Annotated in this window: 23 protein-coding genes; 6 read left to right on the forward strand and 17 right to left on the reverse strand. The window is 68.8% G+C overall.

Going from position 1 to position 23,469, the window contains the following annotated elements:
• Positions 1–283: 283 nt before the first annotated feature.
• Positions 284–589, forward strand: a complete 306-nt coding sequence (locus AB4Y72_RS09335) for a hypothetical protein (RefSeq protein ID WP_441425882.1) — start codon at positions 284–286, stop codon at positions 587–589.
• Positions 590–619: 30 nt separating this feature from the next.
• Here AB4Y72_RS09335 and AB4Y72_RS09340 read toward each other — a convergent pair whose 3' ends face one another.
• Positions 620–1,255, reverse strand: a complete 636-nt coding sequence (locus AB4Y72_RS09340; protein WP_441425883.1) for a DedA family protein — start codon at positions 1,253–1,255, stop codon at positions 620–622.
• 28 nt (positions 1,256–1,283) lie between these two features.
• Positions 1,284–2,267, reverse strand: a complete 984-nt coding sequence (locus AB4Y72_RS09345) for an RluA family pseudouridine synthase (RefSeq protein WP_441426004.1) — start codon at positions 2,265–2,267, stop codon at positions 1,284–1,286.
• Between the two features lie 112 nt (positions 2,268–2,379).
• Between AB4Y72_RS09345 and AB4Y72_RS09350 the strand changes: the two genes are divergently transcribed.
• Both AB4Y72_RS09350 and AB4Y72_RS09355 read left to right on the forward strand, forming a co-directional pair.
• Entirely contained in the window at positions 2,380–3,087 is a 708-nt protein-coding gene (locus tag AB4Y72_RS09350) for a helix-turn-helix domain-containing protein (protein ID WP_441425884.1), read from the forward strand.
• Positions 3,080–3,772: an SRPBCC family protein gene (locus AB4Y72_RS09355; RefSeq protein WP_441425885.1), complete on the forward strand. Its 693-nt coding sequence runs from the start codon at positions 3,080–3,082 to the stop codon at positions 3,770–3,772. Before AB4Y72_RS09350 ends, AB4Y72_RS09355 begins: the two co-directional genes overlap by 8 nt.
• 206 nt (positions 3,773–3,978) lie before the next feature.
• On the opposite strand, the gene yczR is transcribed toward AB4Y72_RS09355, so the two are convergent.
• Entirely contained in the window at positions 3,979–5,487 is a 1,509-nt protein-coding gene (gene yczR / locus AB4Y72_RS09360; protein ID WP_441425886.1) for a MocR-like transcription factor YczR, read from the reverse strand.
• Positions 5,488–5,548: 61 nt separating this feature from the next.
• On the opposite strand from yczR, the gene yczE reads away from it, so the two are divergent.
• Positions 5,549–6,181 (forward strand): membrane protein YczE, encoded by a 633-nt coding sequence (gene yczE, locus AB4Y72_RS09365; protein ID WP_441425887.1) that lies wholly within the window; start codon positions 5,549–5,551, stop codon positions 6,179–6,181.
• Here the strand turns inward: yczE and AB4Y72_RS09370 are convergent.
• The 7 genes from AB4Y72_RS09370 to AB4Y72_RS09400 form a co-directional block, all read right to left on the reverse strand.
• Complete coding sequence (locus tag AB4Y72_RS09370; protein WP_441425888.1) at positions 6,178–7,020, reverse strand: DNA-formamidopyrimidine glycosylase family protein; 843 nt, start codon at positions 7,018–7,020, stop codon at positions 6,178–6,180. The two genes, yczE and AB4Y72_RS09370, sit on opposite strands and share 4 nt — an antisense overlap.
• Positions 7,013–12,226, reverse strand: a complete 5,214-nt coding sequence (locus AB4Y72_RS09375; protein WP_441425889.1) for an Lhr family ATP-dependent helicase — start codon at positions 12,224–12,226, stop codon at positions 7,013–7,015. The genes AB4Y72_RS09370 and AB4Y72_RS09375 overlap by 8 nt, the downstream gene beginning before the upstream one ends.
• Before the next feature lie 153 nt (positions 12,227–12,379).
• Positions 12,380–13,021, reverse strand: a complete 642-nt coding sequence (locus AB4Y72_RS09380; RefSeq protein WP_441425890.1) for a DUF4232 domain-containing protein — start codon at positions 13,019–13,021, stop codon at positions 12,380–12,382.
• 113 nt (positions 13,022–13,134) lie between these two features.
• Entirely contained in the window at positions 13,135–13,515 is a 381-nt protein-coding gene (locus AB4Y72_RS09385; protein WP_441425891.1) for a DUF1775 domain-containing protein, read from the reverse strand.
• A gap of 168 nt (positions 13,516–13,683) precedes the next feature.
• Complete coding sequence (locus AB4Y72_RS09390) at positions 13,684–14,253, reverse strand: hypothetical protein (protein WP_441425892.1); 570 nt, start codon at positions 14,251–14,253, stop codon at positions 13,684–13,686.
• A 193-nt stretch (positions 14,254–14,446) separates the two neighbouring features.
• On the reverse strand, positions 14,447–14,590 hold the full coding sequence (locus tag AB4Y72_RS09395; RefSeq protein WP_441425893.1) for a hypothetical protein: 144 nt from the start codon (positions 14,588–14,590) through the stop codon (positions 14,447–14,449).
• A complete protein-coding gene (locus AB4Y72_RS09400) occupies positions 14,577–14,840 on the reverse strand; it encodes a hypothetical protein (protein ID WP_441425894.1) in 264 nt (87 codons plus the stop codon). The genes AB4Y72_RS09395 and AB4Y72_RS09400 overlap by 14 nt, the downstream gene beginning before the upstream one ends.
• A gap of 230 nt (positions 14,841–15,070) precedes the next feature.
• Here AB4Y72_RS09400 and AB4Y72_RS09405 point away from each other — a divergent pair, with 230 nt between their 5' ends.
• Positions 15,071–16,246 carry a zinc-dependent alcohol dehydrogenase gene (locus AB4Y72_RS09405; protein ID WP_441425895.1) on the forward strand — a complete coding sequence of 392 codons (1,176 nt, stop codon included), beginning with the start codon at positions 15,071–15,073 and terminating at the stop codon, positions 16,244–16,246.
• 286 nt (positions 16,247–16,532) lie between these two features.
• On the opposite strand, the gene AB4Y72_RS09410 is transcribed toward AB4Y72_RS09405, so the two are convergent.
• From AB4Y72_RS09410 to AB4Y72_RS09440, 7 genes are all read right to left on the reverse strand, one after another.
• The gene (locus tag AB4Y72_RS09410; RefSeq protein WP_441425896.1) at positions 16,533–16,760 is read right to left on the reverse strand and encodes a hypothetical protein; all 228 of its coding nucleotides are present in this window, start codon (positions 16,758–16,760) and stop codon (positions 16,533–16,535) included.
• Complete coding sequence (locus AB4Y72_RS09415; protein ID WP_441425897.1) at positions 16,757–17,044, reverse strand: hypothetical protein; 288 nt, start codon at positions 17,042–17,044, stop codon at positions 16,757–16,759. The genes AB4Y72_RS09410 and AB4Y72_RS09415 overlap by 4 nt, the downstream gene beginning before the upstream one ends.
• A 183-nt stretch (positions 17,045–17,227) precedes the next feature.
• Positions 17,228–17,974, reverse strand: a complete 747-nt coding sequence (locus tag AB4Y72_RS09420) for a GAF and ANTAR domain-containing protein (RefSeq protein WP_441425898.1) — start codon at positions 17,972–17,974, stop codon at positions 17,228–17,230.
• 213 nt (positions 17,975–18,187) lie between these two features.
• Positions 18,188–18,976, reverse strand: a complete 789-nt coding sequence (locus AB4Y72_RS09425; RefSeq protein WP_441425899.1) for an enoyl-CoA hydratase/isomerase family protein — start codon at positions 18,974–18,976, stop codon at positions 18,188–18,190.
• Entirely contained in the window at positions 18,973–20,271 is a 1,299-nt protein-coding gene (locus AB4Y72_RS09430; protein WP_441425900.1) for a CaiB/BaiF CoA transferase family protein, read from the reverse strand. The genes AB4Y72_RS09425 and AB4Y72_RS09430 overlap by 4 nt, the downstream gene beginning before the upstream one ends.
• The gene (locus AB4Y72_RS09435) at positions 20,268–21,590 is read right to left on the reverse strand and encodes an MFS transporter (RefSeq protein WP_441425901.1); all 1,323 of its coding nucleotides are present in this window, start codon (positions 21,588–21,590) and stop codon (positions 20,268–20,270) included. The genes AB4Y72_RS09430 and AB4Y72_RS09435 overlap by 4 nt, the downstream gene beginning before the upstream one ends.
• Before the next feature lie 57 nt (positions 21,591–21,647).
• Positions 21,648–22,463, reverse strand: a complete 816-nt coding sequence (locus AB4Y72_RS09440) for a maleate cis-trans isomerase family protein (protein WP_441425902.1) — start codon at positions 22,461–22,463, stop codon at positions 21,648–21,650.
• 148 nt (positions 22,464–22,611) lie between these two features.
• Here AB4Y72_RS09440 and AB4Y72_RS09445 point away from each other — a divergent pair, with 148 nt between their 5' ends.
• A complete protein-coding gene (locus AB4Y72_RS09445; RefSeq protein WP_441425903.1) occupies positions 22,612–23,442 on the forward strand; it encodes an IclR family transcriptional regulator in 831 nt (276 codons plus the stop codon).
• Positions 23,443–23,469 lie beyond the last annotated feature (27 nt).

Below are 23,469 nucleotides of genomic sequence, written 5' to 3' on the forward strand. Positions count from 1 at the left end.
GGTGTTTCCGGACGTTCCCTCAGGTGTGGCGGGGTGTTTCCGGACGCTCCCTCAGGTGTGGCGGTCTTTCCCCCGGGCGCTCCCTCAGGCGTGGCGGTCTTTCCCCGGACGCTCCCTCAGGACTCGAGAGCGTCCCCGCGAAACGGGCAGGATCTGCGGGAGGGGCCGTGTGAAACGGGCAGGATCTGCGGGAGCGTCTGCGCGATTCGGGCAGGATCTGCGGGAGGGTCCGTTTGAAACGGGCATGATCTGCGGGAGGGTCGGGGGCGGCTAGGGTTGTTCCATGCCGTCGTTCCAGACCAGACTGAAGATCACCGGGCTCAAGCCGGGCACCCCGCCGGAAGCGGTCATGGCCGCGGCCGTCGAGGCGCTCGGGACACGGCACCACGTCGAATCACACCAGCTTGAGCTGGCCGGCGGAGTCCCGCAGCTGAACCTGCGTTTCCTGGTTGAGGCTACCGCCTACCCGGCCGAAAACAGCCAGGCGCTCGAATCGGCAGCCATGATGCGCGACGCCGTCGAACGCGTTGCGCTTACCGGCTCACTGACGGTGCTGCGCCGCAGCCGCGGCCGCTGGGCCCCTGTTTAGAAAGTTTGGGCGTTTAGAAAGGTCGGGCGTCTAGAAGTCCAGTTCCTCGTCCGGGTTGACCGCGGTGGGGTCCACGGGGGAGCGGCTGCCCCGCCGCCGGGTCACGATCACGCCAACGATCGCGCCGATCAGCAGCCCGACGCCGACGCCGATCAGGGAGCTCGCCCAGAACGGGAGCCGGGTGGCGGAGCCCGTGAAGTACCCCAGCGCCACGGACCAGCTGGCCCAGAGCAGTCCGCCGAGCGCCGCGCAGAGGCTGAACCCGCGCGTTGAGACGTTCGCAATGCCGGCCGCCGCCGTCGTCGCCAGCCGCCCTCCCGGGATAAAGCGGAGGCCGATGATCGCGCCATAAGTGGAGGACCGGCCTGCCTTCGCAATCGCCGAGTGCACAGCCGCGTGGAATTGCAGGCCCCATTTCCAGCGGTCAAGCACGTGGCTCAGCCGCCGCTTGAACAGCTGGAACACCAGGAGGTCGCCGAGCCATGACGCCACTGCGGCCAGGAGCACCACGAGCAGGCCGTTGACGCGGCCCTCCGCGGAGAGCACTCCGCCCGCAATGACGAGCATTTCGGAGGGGATGGGCGGAAAGATGGCATCGCCGATCACGAAGGGGAAGATCCAGAAATAGATCGCGGCGCCCCAGCTGTCCGCATTTCCGAAGTACATGGGCACAAGGTACCGTACTTCCAGCCGGCTATCGGGCTTCGCTCAGGTTCAGGCCGCTGCGGTATTCCACCGGGAGCCCTGAGATGGGGTCGACGAAGCGGATCCCGCGGGCCAGGAGCTGCAGCGGCTTGGTGTAATCGTCCGGGGCCTTGTCCAGCAGCTCCGGGTAGAACGCGTCATTGACGATCCCCAGTCCCAGCGAGGCCATGTGCACGCGGAGCTGGTGCGTTTTGCCCGAATGCGGCTCCAGCCGGTACAGCGCGCGGTGCCGGGATCCGCCGTCGGGGCCGCTGCCGGACGTGGCTGAGACGTCTCGGCCGGCATCCGTGCCCGCCGCGTCAAACGTCCGCAGCCGCTCGATCCGGGTTTCCGCATTGGGTTCGCCATCAATGACCTCGGCGAGCAGGTAGCTGCGGGACTTGGTCATCCGGTTCCGCACCACCACGGGGAAGTCCACCGCGGGGTGGCCCGGGGCCGGCTCGGCGGCCGACACACACTCGTATTCCTTCTGCACCTGGCGCTTTTCGAAGAGCACCTGGTACTTGCCCCGGGTCTCGGGATTGGTGGAGAGCAGCAGGATGCCGGCGGTCATGCGGTCCAGCCGATGCATGGGAATCAGCTCCGGCAGCCCGAGCTGATTCCGGAGCCGGACCAGCGCGGATTCCTGGATGTATGTCCCGCCCGGCGTGGTGGGCAGGAAGTGCGGCTTGTCCACGACCAGCAGATGGTCGTCCTGGTGCAGGATGTTCAGCTCCACCGGGATCCGGGTCTCTGTCGGCAGGGTGCGGTAGTACCAGATGAAGGTGTGGTTCTGCAGCGGCGTGGTCCGGTCGAGGACCACCCCGGCCTCGCCGACGATCTCACCGGCGTCGAACCGGTCCTCGATGCCCTGCGGATCGATGTGCCCCCAGCGGTGCATCATGTAGTCCAGGGCGGTCTCCCAAGGCCCCGCATCCGGCAGGCGCAGGCGCGTTGCATTGACGCCGTCGCGCACGGGGAGGGGGGATTGCATCACCGGACCATTCTACGTGCCGGGCTCCCGCCGGCACTCTGTCGCCTTCCGTCCCCCAACCGACGGGAAAAAAATTCTTGACAAATAAAATTGTCGGCGGCAGGCTTGACGCATGTTGGACATTGAAGTGATCGAAGATCCGGCCGCGGCGGAGGCTTCCCTGGACCCGATCCGGACGCGGATCCTGCGTGAGCTGGCTGAGCCCGGATCCGCGACGCAGCTCGCCGTGAAGGTTGGCCTGACGCGGCAGAAGGTGAATTACCACCTTAAAGCCCTCGAACGGCATGGGCTCGTTGAGCTCGTCGAGGAGCGGCGGCGCGGCAACGTCACCGAACGCATCCTCCGGGCGACGGCGGCGTCGTACCTGATTTCGCCGTCGGCTCTGGCCTCCGTGGCGCCGGACCCGCACCGGTTCTCGGACCGTTTCTCGGCCTTTTGGCTGCTGGCCCTGGCTGCCCGCATGGTCCAGGAGCTGGGCCAGCTGATCGCCGGGGCGGCTGCGGCTAAGCAGAAACTTGCCACCTTTGCCATCGACGGCGAGATCACCTTCCGCTCGGCGGCGGACCGGGCGGCCTTCGCCGAGGAGCTCGGCGTCGCCGTGACCAGGCTGGTGGACAAATACCACGACGGCGGACGCGACCATACCGCCGGTTCCCCGGCCGGGCCCCCTCCGGCGGGACGCAAGCACCGGCTGGTCGTCGCGCTCCACCCGTCGCTGAAGGTGCCGCAACCCAAGGCGGCGCATTCGGGCCCGCGGGCGCAAACCCCACAAACAGCAAACCCTCAAGACCCACGAGCCAAGGAGCAGGACAATGACTGACAAGCGGAAATTCGAGATCGTCTACGACACCGATCTGCCCGGCACCCCCGAGCGGGTGTGGGAGGCCGTCACCAAAGACACCGCGGCCTGGATGTTCCCCACGGACCAATGGCCGGCGGTCCGGACCGTGGACGAGTACCCCTCCCACCTGGTGTCCCGGATGGACGGCCCGGACGGCTGGTTCAACCAGCTCGAGCACGTCCTGGAACCGCTCGACGGCGGCCGCGCCCGGCTGCATTACGTGCACAGCGGCATCTTTGCGGACAACTGGGACGAACAGTACGACGGCGCCAGCAAGCACACTGCGTTCTATCTGCACACCCTGGGCCAGTACCTGAGGTTCTTCGACGGCAAGAACGTGGTCTTCACCGACATCCAGGCACCTCCCGCCTCGCAGACCCCGGACGGGTTCCACCGGCTCAAGAAGGCCCTGGGCGTCGACGCCGCGGAGCAGGGGGACGCGGTGGAACTGGAGCTCGACGGCGTCGGGCAGCTCAGCGGCGAAGTGGACTTCTCGAACGAATTCTTCCTGGGGCTGCGGACCGCAGACACGATGTACCGCTTCTTCGGCCGCAACGCGTTCGGCGCGCCGGTGGGCATGACCGTGCACGACTTCAGCGGCAGCGGGGACACCGGGGCGACGGCGGAGGCCTGGGCCGGCTTCTTGGCGAAGGTCTACGCGTAGGACCGCGACGCGCTTCTTGCCTGGCGACGCGCATATGCCCTGCCGCCACCCGGATTCAGGTGTCGACAGGGCGTAGCCGCAGCGCAGGATAGTAAGAGTGTCGGCAGGGCATATACGCGGCACAGCAAGAAGGGGGGCCGGCAGGGCATATCCGCAGCGCAGGAAAGAAAAGGCGTCGCGGGCCGGGCCTGGGGGCGACCCGGGAACTAGGCGATGGCGGTGACGGGCGGAGCCGGGAGCGTGCGCCGCAGCTGGGGTGACCGCTCCAGCCGATCCTGCGCTGCCCGCAGCGCCAGCACGGCTGTCTCCAGCTGATCCGGGGGCAGGGTGAACGGCAGCCGCAGGAACTGCTCGAACGCGCCGCCGACGCCGAACCGCGGTCCGGCGGCAAGCCGGATCCCGACGTCGGGAGCCACCACCGCGAGTGCCGTACTGATCGGCGCCGGCAGGCGGCACCAGACGGACAGGCCGCCGTCGGGGTATTCCGGCTCCCAGCCCGGCAGGTGCTCGCGCAGCAGTTCGAGCAGGGCACTCCGGTTCTCGCGCAGTGCGGCCAGCCGGGCCGGGAGCGGTTCCGTCATGGCCGCGACCAGGTGCGCCGCCGCGAGCTGTTCCACCACGGGGCCGCCGAGGTCCAGGGTGGTGCGGGCTGCGGCGAACCGCTGGATGAGGGGTTCGCTGGCGCGGATCCAGCCGGTGCGCAGGCCGGCCCAGTGCGACTTGCTGAGCGAGCCGAGGGAGACCACCGCCGGGCTGAACGCGGCCACGGGCGTCGAGCCGGCGCCGTCGAGGTTCAGCTCCCGCAATGTCTCGTCCACCACCAGCACGGTGCCCGAGGCCGCGGCAGCCTTCACGAGGCGGCGCCGCTGCGCATCGGGCATCAGCCGCCCGGTGGGGTTGTGGAAGTCCGGCACTACGTAGGCCATCGCGGGCCGCTGCTGCAGGAGTGCCGCCTCCATGGCCTCGAAGTCCCAGCCGCCAGCGCGGTGGAGGCCAGTGCCGTGGCGGCCCGCGGCGGGCATGGCCACCGGGACCGGCCGGCAGCCCGCTGCCCGGATCGCGTCGAGGGCATTGGGGTAGCTGGGGTGTTCGACGAGCACCTTGGTGCCCGACCGGCCGGCCAGGGTGCGGAGCACAATGTTCAGGGCATGCTGTGCGCCCGAGGTGACCAGGATCTGGGCCGCCGTCGTGGGCACCCCGTCCGCGGTGTACCGTGCGGCGATGGCTTCGCGGAGCGGGCCGACGCCCAGGGCGTCGTAGCCAAAGCCGGGCAGCAGCGCGGGCAGCTCCGTCAGTGCCGCGGCAAACGCCCGGTGCACCACTTCGCCGCTGGCGGGCAGGGAAGCGTAGGCCAGGTCCAGGATCCCGTCGGGCACGGCCAGCCCGGGAGCGCCGCTCAACGTCAGGGTGCCATCGCCGTTCGCGGCGTGCGCCGGCCCCTGGCTCGGGATGCAGCTGCGGCTCCGGCTGCCCTGGCCGCTGCTGAGGAAGCCCTGCTCTCGCAGTAGGGCGTAGGCCGCGGTCACCGTCGTGCGGCTGATGCCAAGGGTTGCGGCCAGCGAACGCTCGCTCGGCAGGGCGACGTCCAGGGCGATGCGGCCGTCGAGGATGAGCAGGCGGACGACGTCGGCCAGTTCGCGGTAGGCCGGAGCGGCGCCAACGTTCCACTGGCCCAGCAGGCGGGCCAGAGACCCGGGAGTGAGAGAAATCGGCATGTAGCCAGTATTTCAAACTGGCTATGGATTACAAGGCCAGTTTTCGTGGAGGATGGAGACCATGTTGACCCGTAGACTCCTTCAGCTCCTGATCGGCCTCGCCATGTACGGCGTTTCCCTCGCCATGTTCATCCGGGCGGGGCTCGGGCTGGACCCCTGGGACGTTTTCCACCAGGGGCTCGCCACCAAGACCGGTCTGAGCATCGGCACGGTCGTGGTGATTGTCAGCTTCCTGGTGCTGCTCCTCTGGATTCCGCTGCGCCAGTGGCCCGGCGTCGGCACGCTGGCCAACGCTGTGCTGGTGGGCGTCTTCGCCGACGTCGGTCTGGCCCTGATCCCTCAGTTCTCAAACCTGGGCGGTCAGATCGGCATGCTCATCGGAGCCGTCCTGCTTAACGGCATCGCCTCGGCCTGTTACATCGGCGCCCGCCTGGGCCCCGGCCCCAGGGACGGCCTCATGACGGGCCTGGCCCGGCGCACGGGCTGGTCCGTGCGGGCGTCCCGGACCGGCATCGAAGTGGCGGTTCTCGGTGCCGGCTGGCTGCTGGGCGGATCGGTGGGCGTCGGCACCGTGCTGTACGCCCTTGCGATCGGCCCGCTGGTGCAGTTGCTCCTGCCGCGGTTCACCGTTCCTGAAGTGAAGCGGGCCGAACTCCCGGTGGCCGCGGACGATCCGGCCGTCGCGGCACCCTAGAGGGCTGGCTGGCATTTCGGGCAAAAGTAGATGTCCCGTTCCTCGGTGAAGGTGCCGGCGCCGGTGTCCTTGCCCAGGACTCCGTGCCGGATGGGGGTGCCGCACTTGAGGCAGGGCTGGTGCTCGCGCCGGTAGACCCAGTACCCGGGGCGGCCGGCGGCGCGGCCGACCGGGACGCCGCGCGCGTTCAGCACGGTGGTCCGGCGGCCCGGCCCGAGGTTGGCCGAGAGCAGGACCTGGGCGTCGGCGATCAGGGCGGCAAGATCGGGCACGGCGGAAACGGGCGACGCGGGATGGACGCCCGCGAGGAAGCAGGCCTCGCACCGGTAGATGTTGCCGATCCCGGCGAGCTTGCTCTGGTCCAGCAGGGCGACGCCGATGGGAACGTCCGGGGCGGCGAGCAGGCGGCGCTCGGCCTCGGCCGGGTCCCAGTCCCGGCCCAGCAGATCCGGGCCCAGATGCCCCACGATCGCGTCTTCCTGATCGGTGCGGACCACCTCAAGAATGCCGAGGGAGAATCCGACGGCGTCGGCCGTGGCCGTGCGCAGCACGCAGCGGGCCGTGAAACCGGGCTTTCGCCACCGTCCGCCGGCCGGATAGACCTGCCAGCTGCCCTCCATCTTCAGGTGCGAGTGGATGGTCAGCCGGTCCTTCGGCGTCGGGCCATGCACGCGCATCAACAGGTGCTTGCCGCGCGGCACCACCTCGTCCACGGTCCAGCCGCCGAGCCTCAGCGTGGCAAATCGAGGGACCCGGAAATCGGACGAGACCAGCTCCTTCCCGGCCAGTGCGGCATGCAGCTGCGCCGCGGCGCGGAAGACGGAATCACCCTCAGGCACGGATCCTCAATCCCTTCGGAGTGGAGTAGGCCCCGGCCCGGGCGAGGGCGGCGGCCACCGGGGTGTCCAGGATGCCGTGGCCGTTGACCTTTTCCATGATCAGCTTGTCCACCGCGCCTCGGGTCACCACGCCCACCAGGGCCGCACCGGCCGCGGCCAGGACATCGGTGTCGTCGCTAAACGCCAGGAGGGTCTTGCCGCCGCGTTCCACATACAACACCAGTGCGCCGTCGACCAGCACCACGAGGGCGCCGGCTTTCCGGCCCGGGCGGTGGCCCGTGCCGGCGTCGACGTTCAGCGCCGGCCAGGGCAGCGCCGCGCCGTAGGGGTTGGCGGGGTCGGTCGCGGCGAGGGCCAGCGCAACCGGCTCGGGCTTGTTCAGCTGGGCGTCCTCGACGTAGGACCGCAGCCGGTCCACCGTGGCCGGCACGGCGAACTGCGCCGCGCCGAGGTGCTCAATGAAGTAGCCGCGGCGGCAGCGTCCGGCCTCCTCGAGCCGTGCCAGCACCTTGTACATGAGGCCGAAGCCGCCGAGGATGTTCTCCGCCATGACGGAGCCGCGGGTGACCACGCCGTAGCGGTCCAGGAGGAGCTCCGCGGTGGCCCGGGCATGGATGGTGGCATCGAGTTCCGGGGACGGCAGCGCGGACCAGCGGCCCGCGGCAAGCGGGGGCGCCGGCGCGGTGCCGGTCACGGAGCCGTACCGGCCGCCGGTGAGGCCGGGAGAGCCAAGCAGGCCCGTGCCGTGCGCGCGGCCGAGCCGGCTCAGCCGCGGCGCCCGGGCCCGCGGGGCGCGCCCTACCTGCCGGTGCGCGGTGTGGCCGCCGGCGATCAGGGCCCTGACGGGGGCAAAGGTGTCACCGGTGATCCGGCCCGCCCAGGCGAGATCCCACAGCGCGGCCACCACGTCCTGGTCGCTCAGCACGGAGTCCATCCCGCCGGCAACCTCGGTCAGTTGCCGGAAGAAGTAGCCGCCGCCGTTGTTCTGCAGGTGTTCAAGGAGCCGCCGCTGCGCGTCGCCGGGCTCGAAGTCGATGGCGGGGCTCAGGGTCAGCTCGGCGGAATCGGCCAGATGGAGGCTGACCCAGCCGTCGTTGCCGGGCAGCGACCCGGCGCCGGACCAGAGGACTTCACCGGCGGCCATGAGCTCGTCCAGCATGGCCGGCTGGTAATTGGAAACCCGGCTGGCCAGGACCAGCGGCTCCCAGGCGGAAGCCGGAATGGGCACGCCGGAGAGCTGGTCGATGGCCGTGACGATGCCGTCCAGGCCGCGCAGCGCGGACTGCCCGCGGCCGCCGGGCGTTCGCACGTTCTGCCAGGCGGGCAGGAACCGGCCGTAGGCGGAAGCGTCCACGGGTTCCACTTCGGCGCGGAGCGCTGCGAGCGAACGACGGCGCAGTTTGCGGAGCACCTCGGCGTCGCACCATTCGCTCACGGCGGCCGAAGGCAAAAGGGGCGGCAGAACGGCAGGCGGAGTTACGGGCAGGGCGGCCGCGGCGCCGGATTCCTCGACGCCGGCAGTCTCGCCGGCAGTTTCGTCGGCCGCCGTACTGGCCGTCGTGGCTGCCGGTGGCGAGGCGTGCGGCCGGAACTCGCCCTCCACCACGCGGCCGTCCGCGGCCAGCCGCTTCAGCGCGGTGCCGACGACGGCGACGCCGAGTCCCAGCCGCGCCGCGGCCTCCGCGGCGGTGAAGGGACCGTGCGTGCGGGCGTAGCGCGAGACGAGGTCACCGAGCGGATCCGCGACCGGCTCGATAAAGGCCAGCGGCACGCCCATAGGCAACGGCACGCCGAGGGCATCCCGGAGCCGGGCGGCGTCCTCGACCGCCGCAAAGCGCTCGGAACCGCCGATGTTGACCTTGATGGCCCGGTTGGCCCGCAGCAGGGCGGCGAGGTGGGCGGCGGCGTCGGCGTCCGTCGCCTGGGAGACAGCGTTCGCCGCCGGGGCTTCGACGGCAGCGGCCACGGCCTCGACGGGTTCAGCAGCGGCGGCTTCGGCGGACTCACGCTGCGCCGCGGTCGCCACCGGCTCCAGCCGGGCAGCGACGTCCTCCGGCGTGAGCGGACCCAGGAGCCGCAGGAGGTCCGCGACGCCCTCCATGCCGCGCACCTTGCGGTCCGGTGCCAGGCGCTGCAGTTCGCGCTCGGTGGCGTCGATGACCTTCGCATCGAGCAGTTCGCGCAGCTCCACCCGGCCCAGGAGCTCATTGAGCAGGGTGGAATCAAGGGCCAGGGCAGCGGCCCGGCGCTCCGCCAGCGGAGAGTCGCCTTCGTAGAGGAACTGGGCCACATAGCCAAACAGCAATGACTTCGCGAACGGTGAGGGCTGCTGGGTGGTGGTCTGGACGATCCTGAGCTCGCGTCGTTCCACCGAGGCGGCAATGTCCTTCAGCGCCGGGAGGTCATAGACATCCTGCAGGCACTCGCGGACCGTCTCCAGGACGATCGGGAACGTCGGGTACTTCCGGGCAACATCGAGCAGCTGCGCCGAGCGCTGCCGCTGCTGCCACAAGGGCTGGCGCTTGCCGGGGTTCTGCCGCGGCAGCAGCAGGGCCCGCGCGGCGCATTCACGGAAGCGGGACGCGAAGAGGGCGCTGCCGCCGACCTCCGCCGTCACGATCTGCTCCAATTCCTCCGGGTCGAACAGGAACAATTCGGCGCCCGGCGGCTCGTCTTCCATCATGGGGACCCGCAGCACGATGCCGTCGTCGGCGGCCATGGCCGAGCCGTCCATCCCGTAGCGCTGCTGCAGCCGCTGGCCCACGGCCAGGGCCCACGGCGCGTGCACCGGCATGCCGAAGGGGCTGTGCAGCACCACGCGCCAGTCGCCGAGCTCGTCGTGGAAGCGTTCCACCACGAGGGTGGTGTCGCTGGGGACCACCTCGGTCGCGAGCCGCTGCTCGGCGAGGTACTGGATCAGGTTGTTGGCTGCGTAATCGTCCAGCCCGCTGGCCTTGCAGCGCTCGGTGGCCGGTCCGACGTCGGACGCGGCCAGTTCGCGCATGAACGCGCCGAGGGCTCGGCCCAAATCCACGGGCCGACCGAGTGAATCGCCTCTCCAGAACGGGAGCTTGCCGGGCTGGCCGAACGCGGGCGAGACCAGGACGCGGTCGTGCGTGATGTCCTCGATCTTCCAGCTGGTGGCGCCGAGCGCGAAAATGTCGCCGACCCGGGATTCATAGACCATTTCCTCGTCGAGCTCGCCCACCCGGCGCCCGCCCTTGGCGGCCGCGGTGGCCGGGCTGGCCGCCCTGCCGTCCGCGCCGGCCCCGCCGGAGGAGCCGCCCCCGCCGGTGCCCTCTACCTCGCTGCCGATGATGTACACGCCGAACATCCCGCGGTCCGGGATGGTGCCGCCCGAGGTGACGGCGAGCCGCTGGGCGCCGGGACGGCCCTCGATGGTGCCGGCGTTGCGGTCCCAGATCACCCGGGGCCGCAGTTCCGCGAATTCGTCGGAGGGGTAGCGTCCGGCCAGCAGGTCCAGGGTGGCCTCGAACGCTGAGCGGGGGAGCGAGGCGAAGGGCGCGGACCGCCGGACGGTGGTGAACCATTCCTCCACGTCGATGGCCCCCAGGGCGGTGGCGGCGACAGTCTGCTGGGCCAGGATGTCCAGCGGGTTGGCCGGCACGCTGAGCCGCTCGATCTTGCCGTCAAGCATCCGTTCCACCGTGATGGCCGTATGAACCAGATCGGCCCGGTGCTTCGGGAACAGGACACCCTGGGAGATTTCCCCGACCTGGTGGCCGGCGCGGCCCACCCGCTGCAGGCCGCTGGCCACCGAGGGCGGCGACTCGACCTGGACCACGAGGTCCACGGCCCCCATGTCGATGCCCAGCTCGAGGGAGGACGTGGCCACCACGCAGCGCAGCCGGCCGGATTTGAGGTCGTCCTCGATCAAGGCTCGCTGGTCCTTGGACACGGAGCCGTGGTGGGCGCGGGCCAGCACGGGATCGGCGCCGGCGGTGCTGCCGGCCTGGGCCATCATGTGCGCCGGAGTCGCGGTCGACGTCGGCTGCCCGGCGGCACGGGCGGGACGGGCGGCACCGGATGGCGCCGGATTCGGCACTGCATCCGGCACTGCATCCGATGCTGCGGCCGGTGCCGCAGCCGGCACGGCGTCGAAATCCGGGGCCCCGGCGCCAAACTCGGTCCAGTCACCCCCTGCAGCCATGAGCTGGCGTTCGGCGTAGATCTCGTTGAGCCGGGCGGTCAGCCGTTCGGCGAGCCGGCGGGAGTTCGCGAAGACGATGGTGGACTGGTTGGCCAGCACCAGGTCAACGATCTTCTCCTCCACATGGGGCCAGATGGACGCGTGCGGCTGCAGCCCTGAGGCCGGCCCGGAATCGAAGGCTCCCGCCGCGCCCTGAAGATCGGACATGTCCTCCACGGGGACAGAAACGGTCAGGTCCCAGTTCTTCCGCGACGGAGGGGCCACAATGTCCACCGGTGCCGAACCGGCGAGGAACTGCGCCACCAGCTCCTTGGGCTCCACGGTGGCGGACAGCCCGATCCGCTGGGCGGGCTTGGGCAGCAGCGCGTCCAGCCGCTCCAGCGACACCGCCAGATGCGCGCCGCGTTTGGTCCCGGCGACGGCGTGGACCTCGTCGACAATGATCGTGTCCACCTCGCTGAGGGTTTCGCGCGCCTTGGATGTCAGCATCAGGAAGAGGGATTCCGGGGTGGTGATGAGGATGTCGGGCGGGTGGCTAAGCAGCGAGCGGCGGTCAGCCGCCGTCGTGTCCCCGGACCGGACGCCGACGGTAATGAGCGGCGCGGGAAGGTCCAGCCGCTTGGCGGTCTGGGTGATGCCGATCAGCGGCGCGCGGAGGTTGCGTTCGACGTCGACGCCGAGGGCCTTGAGCGGGGAAATGTACAGCACCCGGGTCTTCCGCCGGGGCGCCTTACCCTTCGCTGCTGTCCGGCGCCCGCCCGTGGCGGCGGTGTCCACGCCGGGGAGGGGCTCGGGCTCGGCGGGGGCGGAGATGAGCAGCCGGTCCAGCGCCCAGAGGAACGCGGCGAGGGTCTTGCCGGAGCCGGTGGGGGCCACGACGAGAGCGTGCGAGCCGGAGGAGATGGCATTCCAGGCGCCGTTCTGGGCCGGGGTGGGCGCGGAGAAAGCGCCCAGGAACCAGTCCCGGGTCGGCCGGCTGAACCGGCCCATGGCGTCGGACGGCTGTGCGCCGGCAGCGAGCTCGTGCCCCTTCATTCCTCCATCATGCCCTACCCCACGGACACTCTTAGACGCCCACGATCGCGGGCAGGATGAGGGGCGCAGCGCCGCAGACCCGTCCGGGCCCGGCGTTCCCGGCGCGCCACAGCAGACAGGGGCGCGGGCGGAGCGGGACCCCCGGGCCGGGCGCTACTGAGGCTGGAAGGTTCCGATGGTCAGCAGCTTGATGTCCGTATTGCTGCAGGCATCCCGCTGCTGCGCGAGGAACAAGGAAGCGGTGTCGTTGGGCGGGTAGACCCGGAATCCGGCGGCAGGCTTCCGGGTGCAGGCGGGGTAGTTCGCGGCCTGGGTGTAGCGCAGGGTTGCGACGCCGGCTTTGCCCGGGGCGAGCAGGACATCGACGGCCGGGGTGGAGTCGTCACGGGTGGCGGCGGCGCCGATCGGCTCCCCGTTGGGCCCGGTTGTGAGGGAGACACCCGCATAGCCCTTGAGCAGGCACGGCTCGGTGCCGGAGTTGGTCAGGATCAGCTTCATGTAGACGCTGCCCGCCGCGCCGCCGCCGGTGGCGTCCGTGGTTGCGGTCAGGCCCGCTGCCTTGCACGGCACGGGTCCGGATGTGGCCGGATGCGCCGCGGCCGTCGATTTGGTCGCGGATGCGGAGGCTGCTGGCGAGCTGGAGGCTGCCGGCAAGCTGGCTGGGCTGGCGGAAGGGGAAGGCGGGGACGCGGCCACGTTGCTCTGCGTCGTACTGCCCCCGCAGCCGCTGAGCAGGAGGGCCGCCGCGGCAGCCGTTGTCAGAACCAGTGCGTGCTTGATTCGCTGAGACCTCATGGCTCAACCATCATGCCCGCCGCTGGCTTAGTCAACGACGCCACGGCGGCGGAACCCGATTGATGCCCGGATTGTAATTTCCGGGCATCAACCAAGGTCAACCGCGATGCGGGCTACTCCCGGGCCGCCGCATTGCCGTTCTTTGCGCGCCCTCGGACGAACGCGGCCCCGCCGAGGGCCAGCCCCCCGAGGCCGGCCGCCAGCGCACCCCAGCTCCGGGCCTGCGCCCCGCCGTCGTCCCCGGACGCCGCCTGCGCCCCGGCCGCGGAAGACTCGGTCGCGGAAGACTCGGTGCCGGCCGCATGGGCAGTGTGGCCGTCCCCGCCCGCCTCAGCCTCGGTGACAGTCACCGACGGCGCCGGGCTCTTCAGAGACTCCTCATCTTGTCCCTCCTTCGGGATCTGGGACCAGTCCGTCTGGCCCTGCTGGCACGTCTGCAGGGTGGGGAAGTAGAGGGTCTTCCCGGCGGTATCGGGCAGCTTCACCGAGAGCACCAGGGTGTCCCGCAGGGCGTACGCGCAGCACCCAGTGCAGCGCGAAAGTGGGGTGGACGCGGCGGCTTCTGCCGGGCAGGCCCAGACAGCGGAAAGCGGGCCGGTCGGCCCGGGCGGCCGGGCGTAGATCAGACCAGGACAGGGTGCGGCCGCGTCCGGAGTGGGATGTCAGATAAGTACGACGGCGGCAGGCGGGCCGCGGCGGGAATCGGGCCGAAGGTTCCGCCATGGGCGCGGGGCGGGATCCGCCGGCCAGCCGGCCGCCGCCGGCGCGGCGACGGCGGCGGGCGTCGCCGGAGAGGGGAGCTGGATGAGCGGCCGGAGCCAGGCGGCGAGGGCCCACAGGGCGTCCTCACCTTTGGCCAGGAGCAGCGCGCAGGCCAGCGTGGCCAGCGCGTGACCGGTCAGCATCAGCACGGCAAGCGGGGAGTCCGGCTCATGGTGCTGCAGGTGCGTGAGCGGTCCGTGGGGGAAGGCGGCCAGTCCGTGCCGGTGCGGGCCGGCGACGGGCGCCCCGGAAGCGGTTCCGCCGAATGCGGTGAAGGCCTCGTGCAGGGCCAGTTGGCCGGCGCCGAGCAGGACCGCAACGGCCGGGAACCGCAGGCGCAGCCGGGTGGCGGCGGTGCATGCCAGCCCGGTCAGGGCCAGGACCGCCACGAGGATGCCGGAGCCGGGAAGCTGCCCGCCGGACAGGACATGGGCGCAGGCGGCCAGCGCTACCGCGACGGTTGCGAACATGGCCGCACGGAGGGAATGGAAAGGAACCCGGGCGTGGTGTGGTCGCACGGATTCCTCCCGGCAGGTCTCGGAGCGCAGATCGCTGTTTGCAGTGTCTCCGCAAAATTTTACCGGGCGCCGCGGGCTTAAGCCGCCCTGGACGAGCCGGGCATGAGCCGGGGATTAACGGCCCACCGGCAGACGGGCGTTGCCGCTAGTCGGTCTCGGGACCCGAGCAATAGTGGCAGTCATCGGGGCAGGAACCGTTGCCCACGGCCCAGATGTCCGTCCCAGCGGCAGCGCCGGCGGGGGAGTCCGTCAGCCGCACAGTGGCTACCCGGCGTTCAGTTGCCAGCATGGAGGGCTCCTTCGGGATCCGCGACGCGCAGTTCGAAGCCGTCGGCCACATGGAAAAGCTGCCGGCGCCCGCCCTCGGCCACCACCCATACGACGGCGCCGTCGGCGGTGCGGTTATCCACGCGGCCCTCATACTCAACGCGTCCGTCCCGGCGGAGGTGGACGGCGTCGCCGATTTCGACCTCGTCCCAGTGGGCGGGGCGGCTGGAGAGCCGGGTCTTCTGCAAGGTCATGAGGATTCCTGAGGTCACGGGGACAACTTGATGTGATCCAGCTAACCGTGGAAGGCCCCATGGCTCAATGGTCAGATGAATGATGCGCTCACTTCTCGTTGTGCAGCAGTACAGTCCTTTTCAGTCCCAGGATGCCCCCCGTCCGTCGCTCCATGACGTCTACCCAGGCCGTCTTCCCATTCAGAAGAAAAAAGGGAACAATCGGTTACTCAGTATGCTTACTAATTTCGGAGATTGAAGGAGCGAACATGAGGGCACTTACCTGGCAGGGAAAGCGGTCGGTTAGCGTGGAGATCGTTCCGGATCCGGTCATTCAGGATGGGACGGACGCTATTGTCAGGATCACGTCATCGGCGATCTGCGGCTCGGACCTCCACCTGTACGAGGTCCTCGGGCCGTACATGAAGGCCGGTGACATTCTGGGACACGAACCCATGGGGGTCGTCGAGGAGGTCGGCCCCGAAGTCAAGAACCTCAAGCCGGGCGACAGGGTGGTCATCCCCTTCAACATCTCCTGCGGCCATTGCTGGATGTGCAAGCAAGGTCTGCAGTCCCAGTGCGAAACCACCCAGGTCCACGCCCACAATAGCGGGGCGAGCCTGTTCGGGTTCTCCGAGCTCTACGGCTCGGTCCCCGGCGGGCAGGCGGAATACCTGCGTGTGCCCTACGCCGACTACGGGCCGATCAAGGTCGGCCAAGAACTGCCCGATGAGCGGTACCTCTACCTCTCCGATATTCTTCCCACAGCCTGGCAGGGGGTTAAATACGCCGACGTCCCCGCCGGCGGCACCCTGGCCGTCTTCGGGCTCGGCCCGGTGGGGCAGTTCGCGAGCCGGGTCGGCCGCCATCTTGGCCAGCGGGTCATCGCCGTCGAACCGGTTCCGGAACGCCGCCGCATGGCGGAGCGGCACGGAGTGGAAACGGTCGACTTCACCAAGGACATCGGTGACCAGCTTCGAGATCTGACCGACGGAAGGGGCCCTGACGCGGTCGTTGACGCAGTCGGCATGGAAGCGCACAATTCGCCTGTCGGCGCTTTCGCACAGAACGCGGTGGGGCTCTTGCCCGATGCCCTGGCGAAGAAGGCCATGGAGACTGCCGGCGTAGACCGCATGACCGTCCTCCACGCAGCGATCGACGCCGTGCGCCGCGGCGGCACCATCTCGCTCAGCGGAGTCTACGGCGGCACCGCGAGCCCCATGCCGCTGCTCACCATGTTCGACAAGCAGATCCAACTCCGGATGGGCCAGTGCAACGTCCGCCGGTGGACGGACGAGCTGCTTCCGATCGTGGAAGATCCGGCCGATCCGCTCGGCGTCATGGACCTGAAGACCCACGAGGTCGACCTCGACGGCGCCGCGGCCGCCTACGAGATCTTCCAGAAAAAGGAAGACGGCTGCATCAAGGTCATCCTCAAGCCGTAGCTGGGCGCCGCGACGGCGTAACCCCGGCAACTTCGCGCGGGGGAAATGGGACGCCCCGGTGCCCTTGGGGGGCAGGCACCGGGGCGTTGGTCCGATGCTAATTGGATAATTTCGTCGACTCAATCGATTAACGCACGGTGCTGAGTTAACGCGCGGTGCTGGATTACGGCACGGTACTGAGTTACGGCGCGGTGCCGAGCCGGCGGACAGGGGCGCTGCCCGCCTCCCGCTGGGGGATGCGGATATGGCCCACCCCCAATACTGTGTGGGCCATATCCGCAAGTTCCTACGTGAGCGCGACGGGCCACGGAAGTTGATCCGGCGGCAGCCCGCGGCGCAGGACTTCCTGCTCCACGAGCTTGAGGAGCTCGCCGGGGGCGGCTTCCGCGCCGGATCCTTGAATGCGTAGCAGGGCCTGGCGCAGCCCTAGCAGGTCCGCGTCCGGGACGAGGGACCATCTTGCGAATCGGTGGAATTTCCGGCCGGTGCTCTCGGGCAATTCCTGGCCGCTCATGCCGCGACTCTCACGGCCGGGTCCGGGCCGTGAGGGACGCGGACGGGAAGTTCGCGGACAATTGTGGCGCCGGATTGTCCCAATGCGCGCAGCGCGTCGGACGAATTCGTGCGCGCGTGGTTCAGGTCGAGCTGGATGGAGAACCCCGGAAGGGTTCGTTCGGCCCGGTGCACCACGGCGAGTATGCCGCGGACGTTGTCGGTGGTAAGCCTGCCTGCCGGGCGGACGGTCACGGCGGTGACGTCCAGGTCGACGGCGACGGTGACGTTCAGCTTGGTGGTCATAGGAAAAGGGGTCCTCCACGTAGCACGAAGAGGCCGTTTCCTGACCTGCAAGCAGGTTACTTGCATCTGCAGCGCCAATAAAAGATTTGTGCGACTTATCTCACTATTTGGTTGCGGCAGATTTCTGACCGGGGCTCGAGCGACTCCGCTTTGTCCTCGATGGAGACGTATGACAGCGCCATCTCAATGAATGTCGAAGTTGGTGCTGACCGCAGAGTCGGATATCGAAGCGATGACTGCGGCGGCGATGTCGCGGAGCTTCTCGTTGCGGTGGTTGGAGGCTGCGGTGAGGATTCGCCGGGCCTCATCTTGGCTGCATCGGTTCTGGGCCATGACCGCGCCCAATGCGAGATCGATGATGGTGCGGGACTCCATTGCTGCGGCGAGATCGTCCCTGGCCTCGCTGTAGTGTGCAATTTTGAGGCTGAGGCGCAGCGATTTGGAGGCGTGTGCGGCAAAGGATTCGGCTCTTTCGACGTCAGCGTGGGTAAAGGCCTGGGCTCGGCTGGCGTAGAAGTTCAAGGAGGCGCGGGTTTCGCCCTCGATCAGGAGCGGAACCCCTAGCACGGAGCTGATTCCCTGATCCGAGAGGGCCTGGATGAAGTCCGGCCACCGTGGTTCCCGATGGAGGTCGGGAACCAGAAGGCTTTTCATCTCGCGCATGGCAGTCAAGCATGGCCCGTCGCCGAAGCTGTTTTGGAGTTGGTCAAAGCGATAAGCGGTGTCGTTGTTTCCGGCCACCGTTACAGGCTTCTTGCGTCTGATCACCGTGACCCCGCAGAGCATCTCGGGATCGACGTCGGCGATGCTTGCGGCGGCCAGCGAAGCGAGATCGGTGAGGAATGCTTTGACGTCTGGACTCTCCAGGACCATTTCCTGGAGATATACGTCCAGGGCTACTTGCTCGTCAGCACTTAATTCAGACCCCATTCGCGTGCCTTTGCTCGTCGTTGGCCGTTACCGCGGCGGTCGGTGACCGCGTTCAACCATGCCGGGATTTAGCAAGATTACATCCGGGGCTTCGGTGTGTGTAGGCCCATCGGGGCAGTCGCCAAAGCCCGGAGAAAAAATGCGCCCCGGAGGTCCGAAGGTTGACTGTCCTGATCTACTCCCGGAAATACCGGAGCGCGCCCGGGGCCGCGGTCAACGGGACACAGCAGGCCCACGTTTGCGGCGGAGGAAGTGGTTGACCCGGAGGAAGAACTCCGCGCCGTCGGACGCGGGGCCCTGCGGCAAGGCGCGGGCCGGACTCTCCAGCGGGGCAAGTCCCTCGTTTACCGCAGCCTTGGACGCCCGCAGGGATGCCTGCGACATCGCACTCCACCGCCCGGTCAGCTCGGCCACTTCCCCGCGAGCGGCTCCGGCGGGCACCACCGTGCTCACCAGGCCGATGGTGAGCGCCCCCGTGGCGGTCAGCAGTCTTCCGCCGTAGAGGAGGTCCTTGGTCCGGGACGGACCGATCCGCAAGGACATCCGGTTGGCGAAGGTCGGCGGAATGAGCATGCCCAGCCTCGCGATCGGCATGCCGATCTGCGCCGATGATTCCAGGACCTGAAGATCGCAGGCGAGCGCCAGCTGGCAGCCGGCGCCGGTGGCGATGCCTTGCACTAGGGCCACCGTGGGAACGGGGATGGACTCGATAGCCTGCAGCGCCCCCTCGATGGCGGAGAAGGCGTCGGAAACGTCGGCGCCGGTGGCGTCCTGCCACTCCCGCAGGTCCGAACCCGAGCAGAACGTCCCGCCGGTGCCGCGTATCACCACCGCCCGGACGGAGGGATCGGTCGCCAGCTTGCGCGCGGAGATTTCAAGCGCACGCCACTGGGGGGAGCTGAGCGCATTGAATCGTTCACCGGTGCCCACCTCCAGGACGGCGACCCGGCTGGCCGCGTCCGTGAGCGGAAGTTCAAGGTCATGCTCGGCGGCGGCCGTCATTGGACCGCCTTGCTCAGGTGCAGCGACTGGATCTGGTCCGCGTTCAAGCCCAGCCCCGCAAGAACCTCATCGGTGTCCTGGCCCAGCAGAGGCGGGGCCGTACGGACGGACGGGGGCGTCCTCATCAGCCGGACCGGGCAGCCCACCACTTTCATGGGGCCCGCAGTGGGGTGCACGAGCTCGGACACCATGTCGCGAGCCAGAACCTGCGGATCTCGCAAGGCCTGGTCCACGGTCTGGATCGGTCCCACCGGGACTCCTGCCGCATCCAGGGCAGCCACCCAGTCAGCGGTGGTCCGGCCCCGCATGATGTCTTCGAGCAGCGGAATCAGCGTCTCCCGCTGGGCAACCCGGGCCGGGTTCGTGGCAAACCGCTCGTCCGCGGCCAAGTCACTGCGGCCGACGGCGGCGGCATACTTGCGCCAGAGGCCGTCATTTCCGACGGCGACCATGACGAATCCGTCCGCGGTGGGGAAAGCCTGGTACGGGGCGATGGTCGGGTGGGCCGATCCGTAGCGTTTGGGGATGTCCCCGCTGGCGAAGTACCCGCTCGACACGTAGGTCAGCCAGGACACGGAGCCGTCCAGCAGGCTGATGTCCACCCATTGGCCCGCCCCGGTCCGCTGCTTCTCATGAAGGGCCGCGAGGATGCCGATGGTGGCCCACATGCCGGCCACCAGATCGGCGCTGCTGACGCCCACCCGGACCGGGGGTCCGTCGGTTTCGCCGGTGACGCTCATGATGCCGCTGCGCGCCTGGGCGATGGCGTCGTACCCGGCACGGCCGGCCTCGGGGCCGGTCTGTCCGTATCCGCTGATGGAGGCGTAGACGAGCCCGGGGTTCTCACGCGACAGGTCGTCATAGCCCAGGCCAAGGCGCGCGGCTGTTCCCGGCCTGAAGTTCTCGACCACGACGTCGGCCCGGCGGGCAAGTTCCTGGACGATTTTCAGGCCCTCCGGCGACTTGAGATCTACAGCGAGGCTGCGCTTGTTCCGGTTGACCGCGAGGAAATATGCGGCCTCGTCGCCTTGGAACGGCGGGCCCCACTGCCTCGTGTCGTCGCCGGTTCCGGGCTGTTCAATCTTGATGACGTCGGCACCGAGATCGGCCAACGTCATGGTGGCAAAGGGGCCGGAGAGGATACGGGTGAGGTCCAGCACGAGCAGGTCGCCCAGCGCCGTGCCGTGACCGGTCGCGGCGGGCAGTCCGGCCTCCTGTTCGGCGGGAGTCTCGCATTCCGGCGCGCTCCAGCCCGGGGCGGCGTCATTGATCACGTCCGTGCCGTGGGCGCTCATACCAGGCCCGCCACACGTACCGGTGCTGGGACAGCGAGCGACTTTGAGACTTTCGGCAGCAGAATCAAGGCGAGCATGCTGATGGCGCAGCAGATGATGATGTAAATGGAGATGGAGGTGGAGTCGCCGGTGGCCTGCAGCAGGGCGGCCGCGATGAGCGGGGCGGGGCCGCCAGCCACGACGCTTGCCAGCTGGTAGCCCATACCGGCCCCGGTGTAGCGGATGTCGGCGTCGAAACTTTCAGCGATCAGTGCCGCCTGCGGGCCGTACTGCACGTCGTGGAGCATCAGGCTGAGGATGACGGCGAGTCCCACCAGCAGCGCATTGCCGGTGTTGAGCAGGCCGAAGTAGGGGAAGGCGAAGGCGGCGGTCAGGACAATGCCGATCCCGTAGACCCGGCGTCGGCCGAACCTGTCCGAAAGCCGACCGAAGACCGGAATGCTGATCAAGCCCAGTGCCGCGGCAATGAGGGTGTCGTCCAGGATCGAGTTGCTGTTGAGCTTGAGCTGTTTGACTGCATACGTGAGCACAAAGGTGATGAAGAGGTAGAACGGCGCCTGCTCCGAGGTGCGGACCAGTGCCGTCAGCAGAACCTGCTTGGGCTGGCGCTTGAAGACCTCGACCAGGGGGTTCTTGACCACCTTGTTGGCCGATCGGACAGCCTCGAATTCCGGGCTTTCAACGACGCGCATCCGGACGAAGAGACCAACGCCGATCAGTACGATGCTGAGGATGAACGGAATCCTCCAGCCATAGGCGGCGAACCCTTCCGGGCCCGTGATTCCGGACGTGATGCGGACGACGCCGGTGGAGAGGACAAGCCCGATCGGCACGCCCATCTGCGGCCAGCTGGCGGAGAGGCCGCGGCGCGTCTGGCGGCCCCACTCCATGCTCAGCAGGACCGAGCCGCCCCATTCGCCGCCGACGCCGATTCCCTGGATGATGCGCAGCAGGACGAGAATGATCGGGGCAGCGATGCCGATGCTTTGATAAGTCGGCAGCAGGCCGATGAGCACGGTACCGAAAGCCATGAGGAACAGCGTCGCCATCAGCGTCGTCTTGCGCCCGATCCGGTCACCGAAATGCCCGAAGATGGCCGCGCCCACAGGCCGCGCTACAAAGCCGACGAACTGGGTGGCGAACGCGGCCAGGACCCCGGCGAAGGCGTTCTGCCCGGGAAAGAACAGTTGCGGGAAGACCAGCGCCGCCGCCGTGCCGTAGAGGAAGAAGTCGTACCACTCGATCGTGGTCCCGACTACGCTTGCGATCGTGGCGCGCCGCACGGCCTGCGCACGGGTCAATTCCTGAACTGTCATCATCACTCCATTGTTTTGACGCGTGGGCGTAGTGCCCACGTTGGATTTGTTTGTTGTCGACTAAGCCGCGGCGATGGGGGTCATCAGGCCGGAAAGAAGTCGTCCGGCCCCCGGAATGGCCGGCTCGTGGCCGAGCGCCCGGAGAATCTCATAGGTGGTGGCCGTGGCCGCCGTGACGACTGGGATCCCGAGTGCATCTTCCACTTCCTGGACTGCCGCCAGGGAAGGCATCTGGACGCAGGCGGACAGGATCAGGGCGTCGGTGCCGGTGTGGTTCAGGCGCGCGGCGATGGAAGGCAGCCGGGCCGGGTCCAGGCGGCCGACCGCCAGGTTATCCGCCACCTCAAGGCCGATCACGTCCTGCACCTCGATCCCTGCGCCCTCGATGTAGTCGGCGACCATTTTGGTCAGCTCGGGCAGATACGGGGTGACCATGGCGACTTTGCGCGCACCCATTGCCTGCAGGGTCCGAACCAGCGCGCCGGCGCTGCTGGTGACGGGAGCGGGATGCCCGTTCGCGGCGGCCGCCGCGGCGATCACCTCCTCCGAGCCCCCGTGCGCACCCGGGCCCTGGGCCATGACGGCCACCAGGCACGCGTAGGCGATGACGTCGACGTCGGCGTCGGATACGGCGGTGGCGCATTCGCCGGCCTTGGCGACCATGGCCGCCAGTTCTTCCGGGGTCACGCTCTTCAGCGTCGCCCTGGCGGAGTGGAACGTGTAGGAGTGCCCGGTGGCCTCGGACTGCCGGCGGAACATCTCCGGGAGTTCGGTTTCCATCGTCGTGTTGGAGCTGGGAACGATCAGGCCGATCCTTGAGCTGCCCCCACCGTTTCCGGACGCCCGGTGGGCGCCGTGTGTTTCAGGTGCTGTCATTGCCGCTTCCGTCTCCCTATCCGGATCTTCATCCGTGTGCCCGTGACTGGCCTTAGCTCATCCCACATTGTGGTTTGCAAACCCATCCTGCGGGTTTAACCTGAATGTGTCAACGGTGTTGGCCCCGGCCCGGAGCCGGCTGGCTAGGATGGACACTCACGAAGAAAGTCGGTGGCAGGTGGCAGGCGGCAGCACGGTGGCGAAAGAACAGAGTGCCGGGACAACTCCGATCCTTGTGCTGCGCAAAGTCAGCGAAATCCTCAACTGCTTCTCCATCGAGGCGCCCGAGCCGACTCTCCAGCAGATCGCGCGCACCACCGGATTGCCGGCCAGTACGTGCCAGCGGCTGGTCCAGAACATGGTCCGCGAAGGTTTCCTGGACCGCGACGGCGACCGCTACAGGATCGGGCTGCGGATGGTCCAGTGGGCAGCCCCCGGCACCCTGGGCCTGGATGTAGTCAGGCTGGTCCGGCCGGTCCTTCAAGAACTCCGGGACGCCACCGGTGAATCAGCCTGCCTGTACATGCGCGACGGCGCCTTCCGCACCGTGGCGGCCGTGGCGGAGACCCGTCACGTCGTCATGCGACCCTTCCTCGTCGGCCAGGTCATGCCGATCCACGCCGGGGCGCCAGGGAAGATCTTCCTCGCCTTCGATCCCGGCGCCAGGGAAGCCCTGCAAGGCACGGACCTCACCCGGTTCACGCCGTCCACCCCGGTCAGCTGGACGCAGCTGGACGAGCAGGCCGAACTCGCCCGCAAGCAGGGGTTCTTCGCCGCCTTCGGGGAGCGCAACAGCGACGTCGGGTCGATCAGCGCGCCCGTGTTCCGCTATGACGGCCAGCTCGCCGCGGTCCTGGGTCTCGGCTTTCCGACCCAGCGGGTCAGCAGCGACGACGTCCCGAGGCTGGGGCCGATCGTCGCCGCCGCGGGCAAGACGGCCAGCGCCGCCCTGGGATACCGGGCCCCGGACCAGGGCTGAAATGAAAACACCCCGGTCCGAGGACCG

Source organism: Arthrobacter sp. YAF34 (genome assembly GCF_052113245.1).
In the GTDB taxonomy this organism is placed as follows: domain Bacteria; phylum Actinomycetota; class Actinomycetes; order Actinomycetales; family Micrococcaceae; genus Arthrobacter.

Bases quoted from the DNA above. Each gene is read 5' to 3' on its own strand.
- AB4Y72_RS09350 (WP_441425884.1), top strand. From the start codon at position 2,380: ATGTTGGACATTGAAGTGATCGAAGATCCGGCCGCGGCGGAGGCTTCC.
- AB4Y72_RS09335 (WP_441425882.1), top strand. From the start codon at position 284: ATGCCGTCGTTCCAGACCAGACTGAAGATCACCGGGCTCAAGCCGGGC.
- yczR (WP_441425886.1), bottom strand. From the start codon at position 5,487: ATGCCGATTTCTCTCACTCCCGGGTCTCTGGCCCGCCTGCTGGGCCAG.
- AB4Y72_RS09355 (WP_441425885.1), top strand. From the start codon at position 3,080: ATGACTGACAAGCGGAAATTCGAGATCGTCTACGACACCGATCTGCCC.
- AB4Y72_RS09340 (WP_441425883.1), bottom strand. From the start codon at position 1,255: ATGTACTTCGGAAATGCGGACAGCTGGGGCGCCGCGATCTATTTCTGG.
- AB4Y72_RS09440 (WP_441425902.1), bottom strand. From the start codon at position 22,463: ATGACAGCACCTGAAACACACGGCGCCCACCGGGCGTCCGGAAACGGT.
- AB4Y72_RS09435 (WP_441425901.1), bottom strand. From the start codon at position 21,590: ATGATGACAGTTCAGGAATTGACCCGTGCGCAGGCCGTGCGGCGCGCC.
- AB4Y72_RS09425 (WP_441425899.1), bottom strand. From the start codon at position 18,976: ATGACGGCCGCCGCCGAGCATGACCTTGAACTTCCGCTCACGGACGCG.
- AB4Y72_RS09405 (WP_441425895.1), top strand. From the start codon at position 15,071: ATGAGGGCACTTACCTGGCAGGGAAAGCGGTCGGTTAGCGTGGAGATC.
- AB4Y72_RS09415 (WP_441425897.1), bottom strand. From the start codon at position 17,044: ATGACCACCAAGCTGAACGTCACCGTCGCCGTCGACCTGGACGTCACC.
- AB4Y72_RS09410 (WP_441425896.1), bottom strand. From the start codon at position 16,760: ATGAGCGGCCAGGAATTGCCCGAGAGCACCGGCCGGAAATTCCACCGA.
- yczE (WP_441425887.1), top strand. From the start codon at position 5,549: ATGTTGACCCGTAGACTCCTTCAGCTCCTGATCGGCCTCGCCATGTAC.
- AB4Y72_RS09345 (WP_441426004.1), bottom strand. From the start codon at position 2,267: ATGCAATCCCCCCTCCCCGTGCGCGACGGCGTCAATGCAACGCGCCTG.
- AB4Y72_RS09430 (WP_441425900.1), bottom strand. From the start codon at position 20,271: ATGAGCGCCCACGGCACGGACGTGATCAATGACGCCGCCCCGGGCTGG.
- AB4Y72_RS09420 (WP_441425898.1), bottom strand. From the start codon at position 17,974: ATGGGGTCTGAATTAAGTGCTGACGAGCAAGTAGCCCTGGACGTATAT.
- AB4Y72_RS09375 (WP_441425889.1), bottom strand. From the start codon at position 12,226: ATGAAGGGGCACGAGCTCGCTGCCGGCGCACAGCCGTCCGACGCCATG.
- AB4Y72_RS09445 (WP_441425903.1), top strand. From the start codon at position 22,612: ATGGACACTCACGAAGAAAGTCGGTGGCAGGTGGCAGGCGGCAGCACG.
- AB4Y72_RS09395 (WP_441425893.1), bottom strand. From the start codon at position 14,590: ATGCTGGCAACTGAACGCCGGGTAGCCACTGTGCGGCTGACGGACTCC.
- AB4Y72_RS09390 (WP_441425892.1), bottom strand. From the start codon at position 14,253: ATGTTCGCAACCGTCGCGGTAGCGCTGGCCGCCTGCGCCCATGTCCTG.
- AB4Y72_RS09380 (WP_441425890.1), bottom strand. From the start codon at position 13,021: ATGAGGTCTCAGCGAATCAAGCACGCACTGGTTCTGACAACGGCTGCC.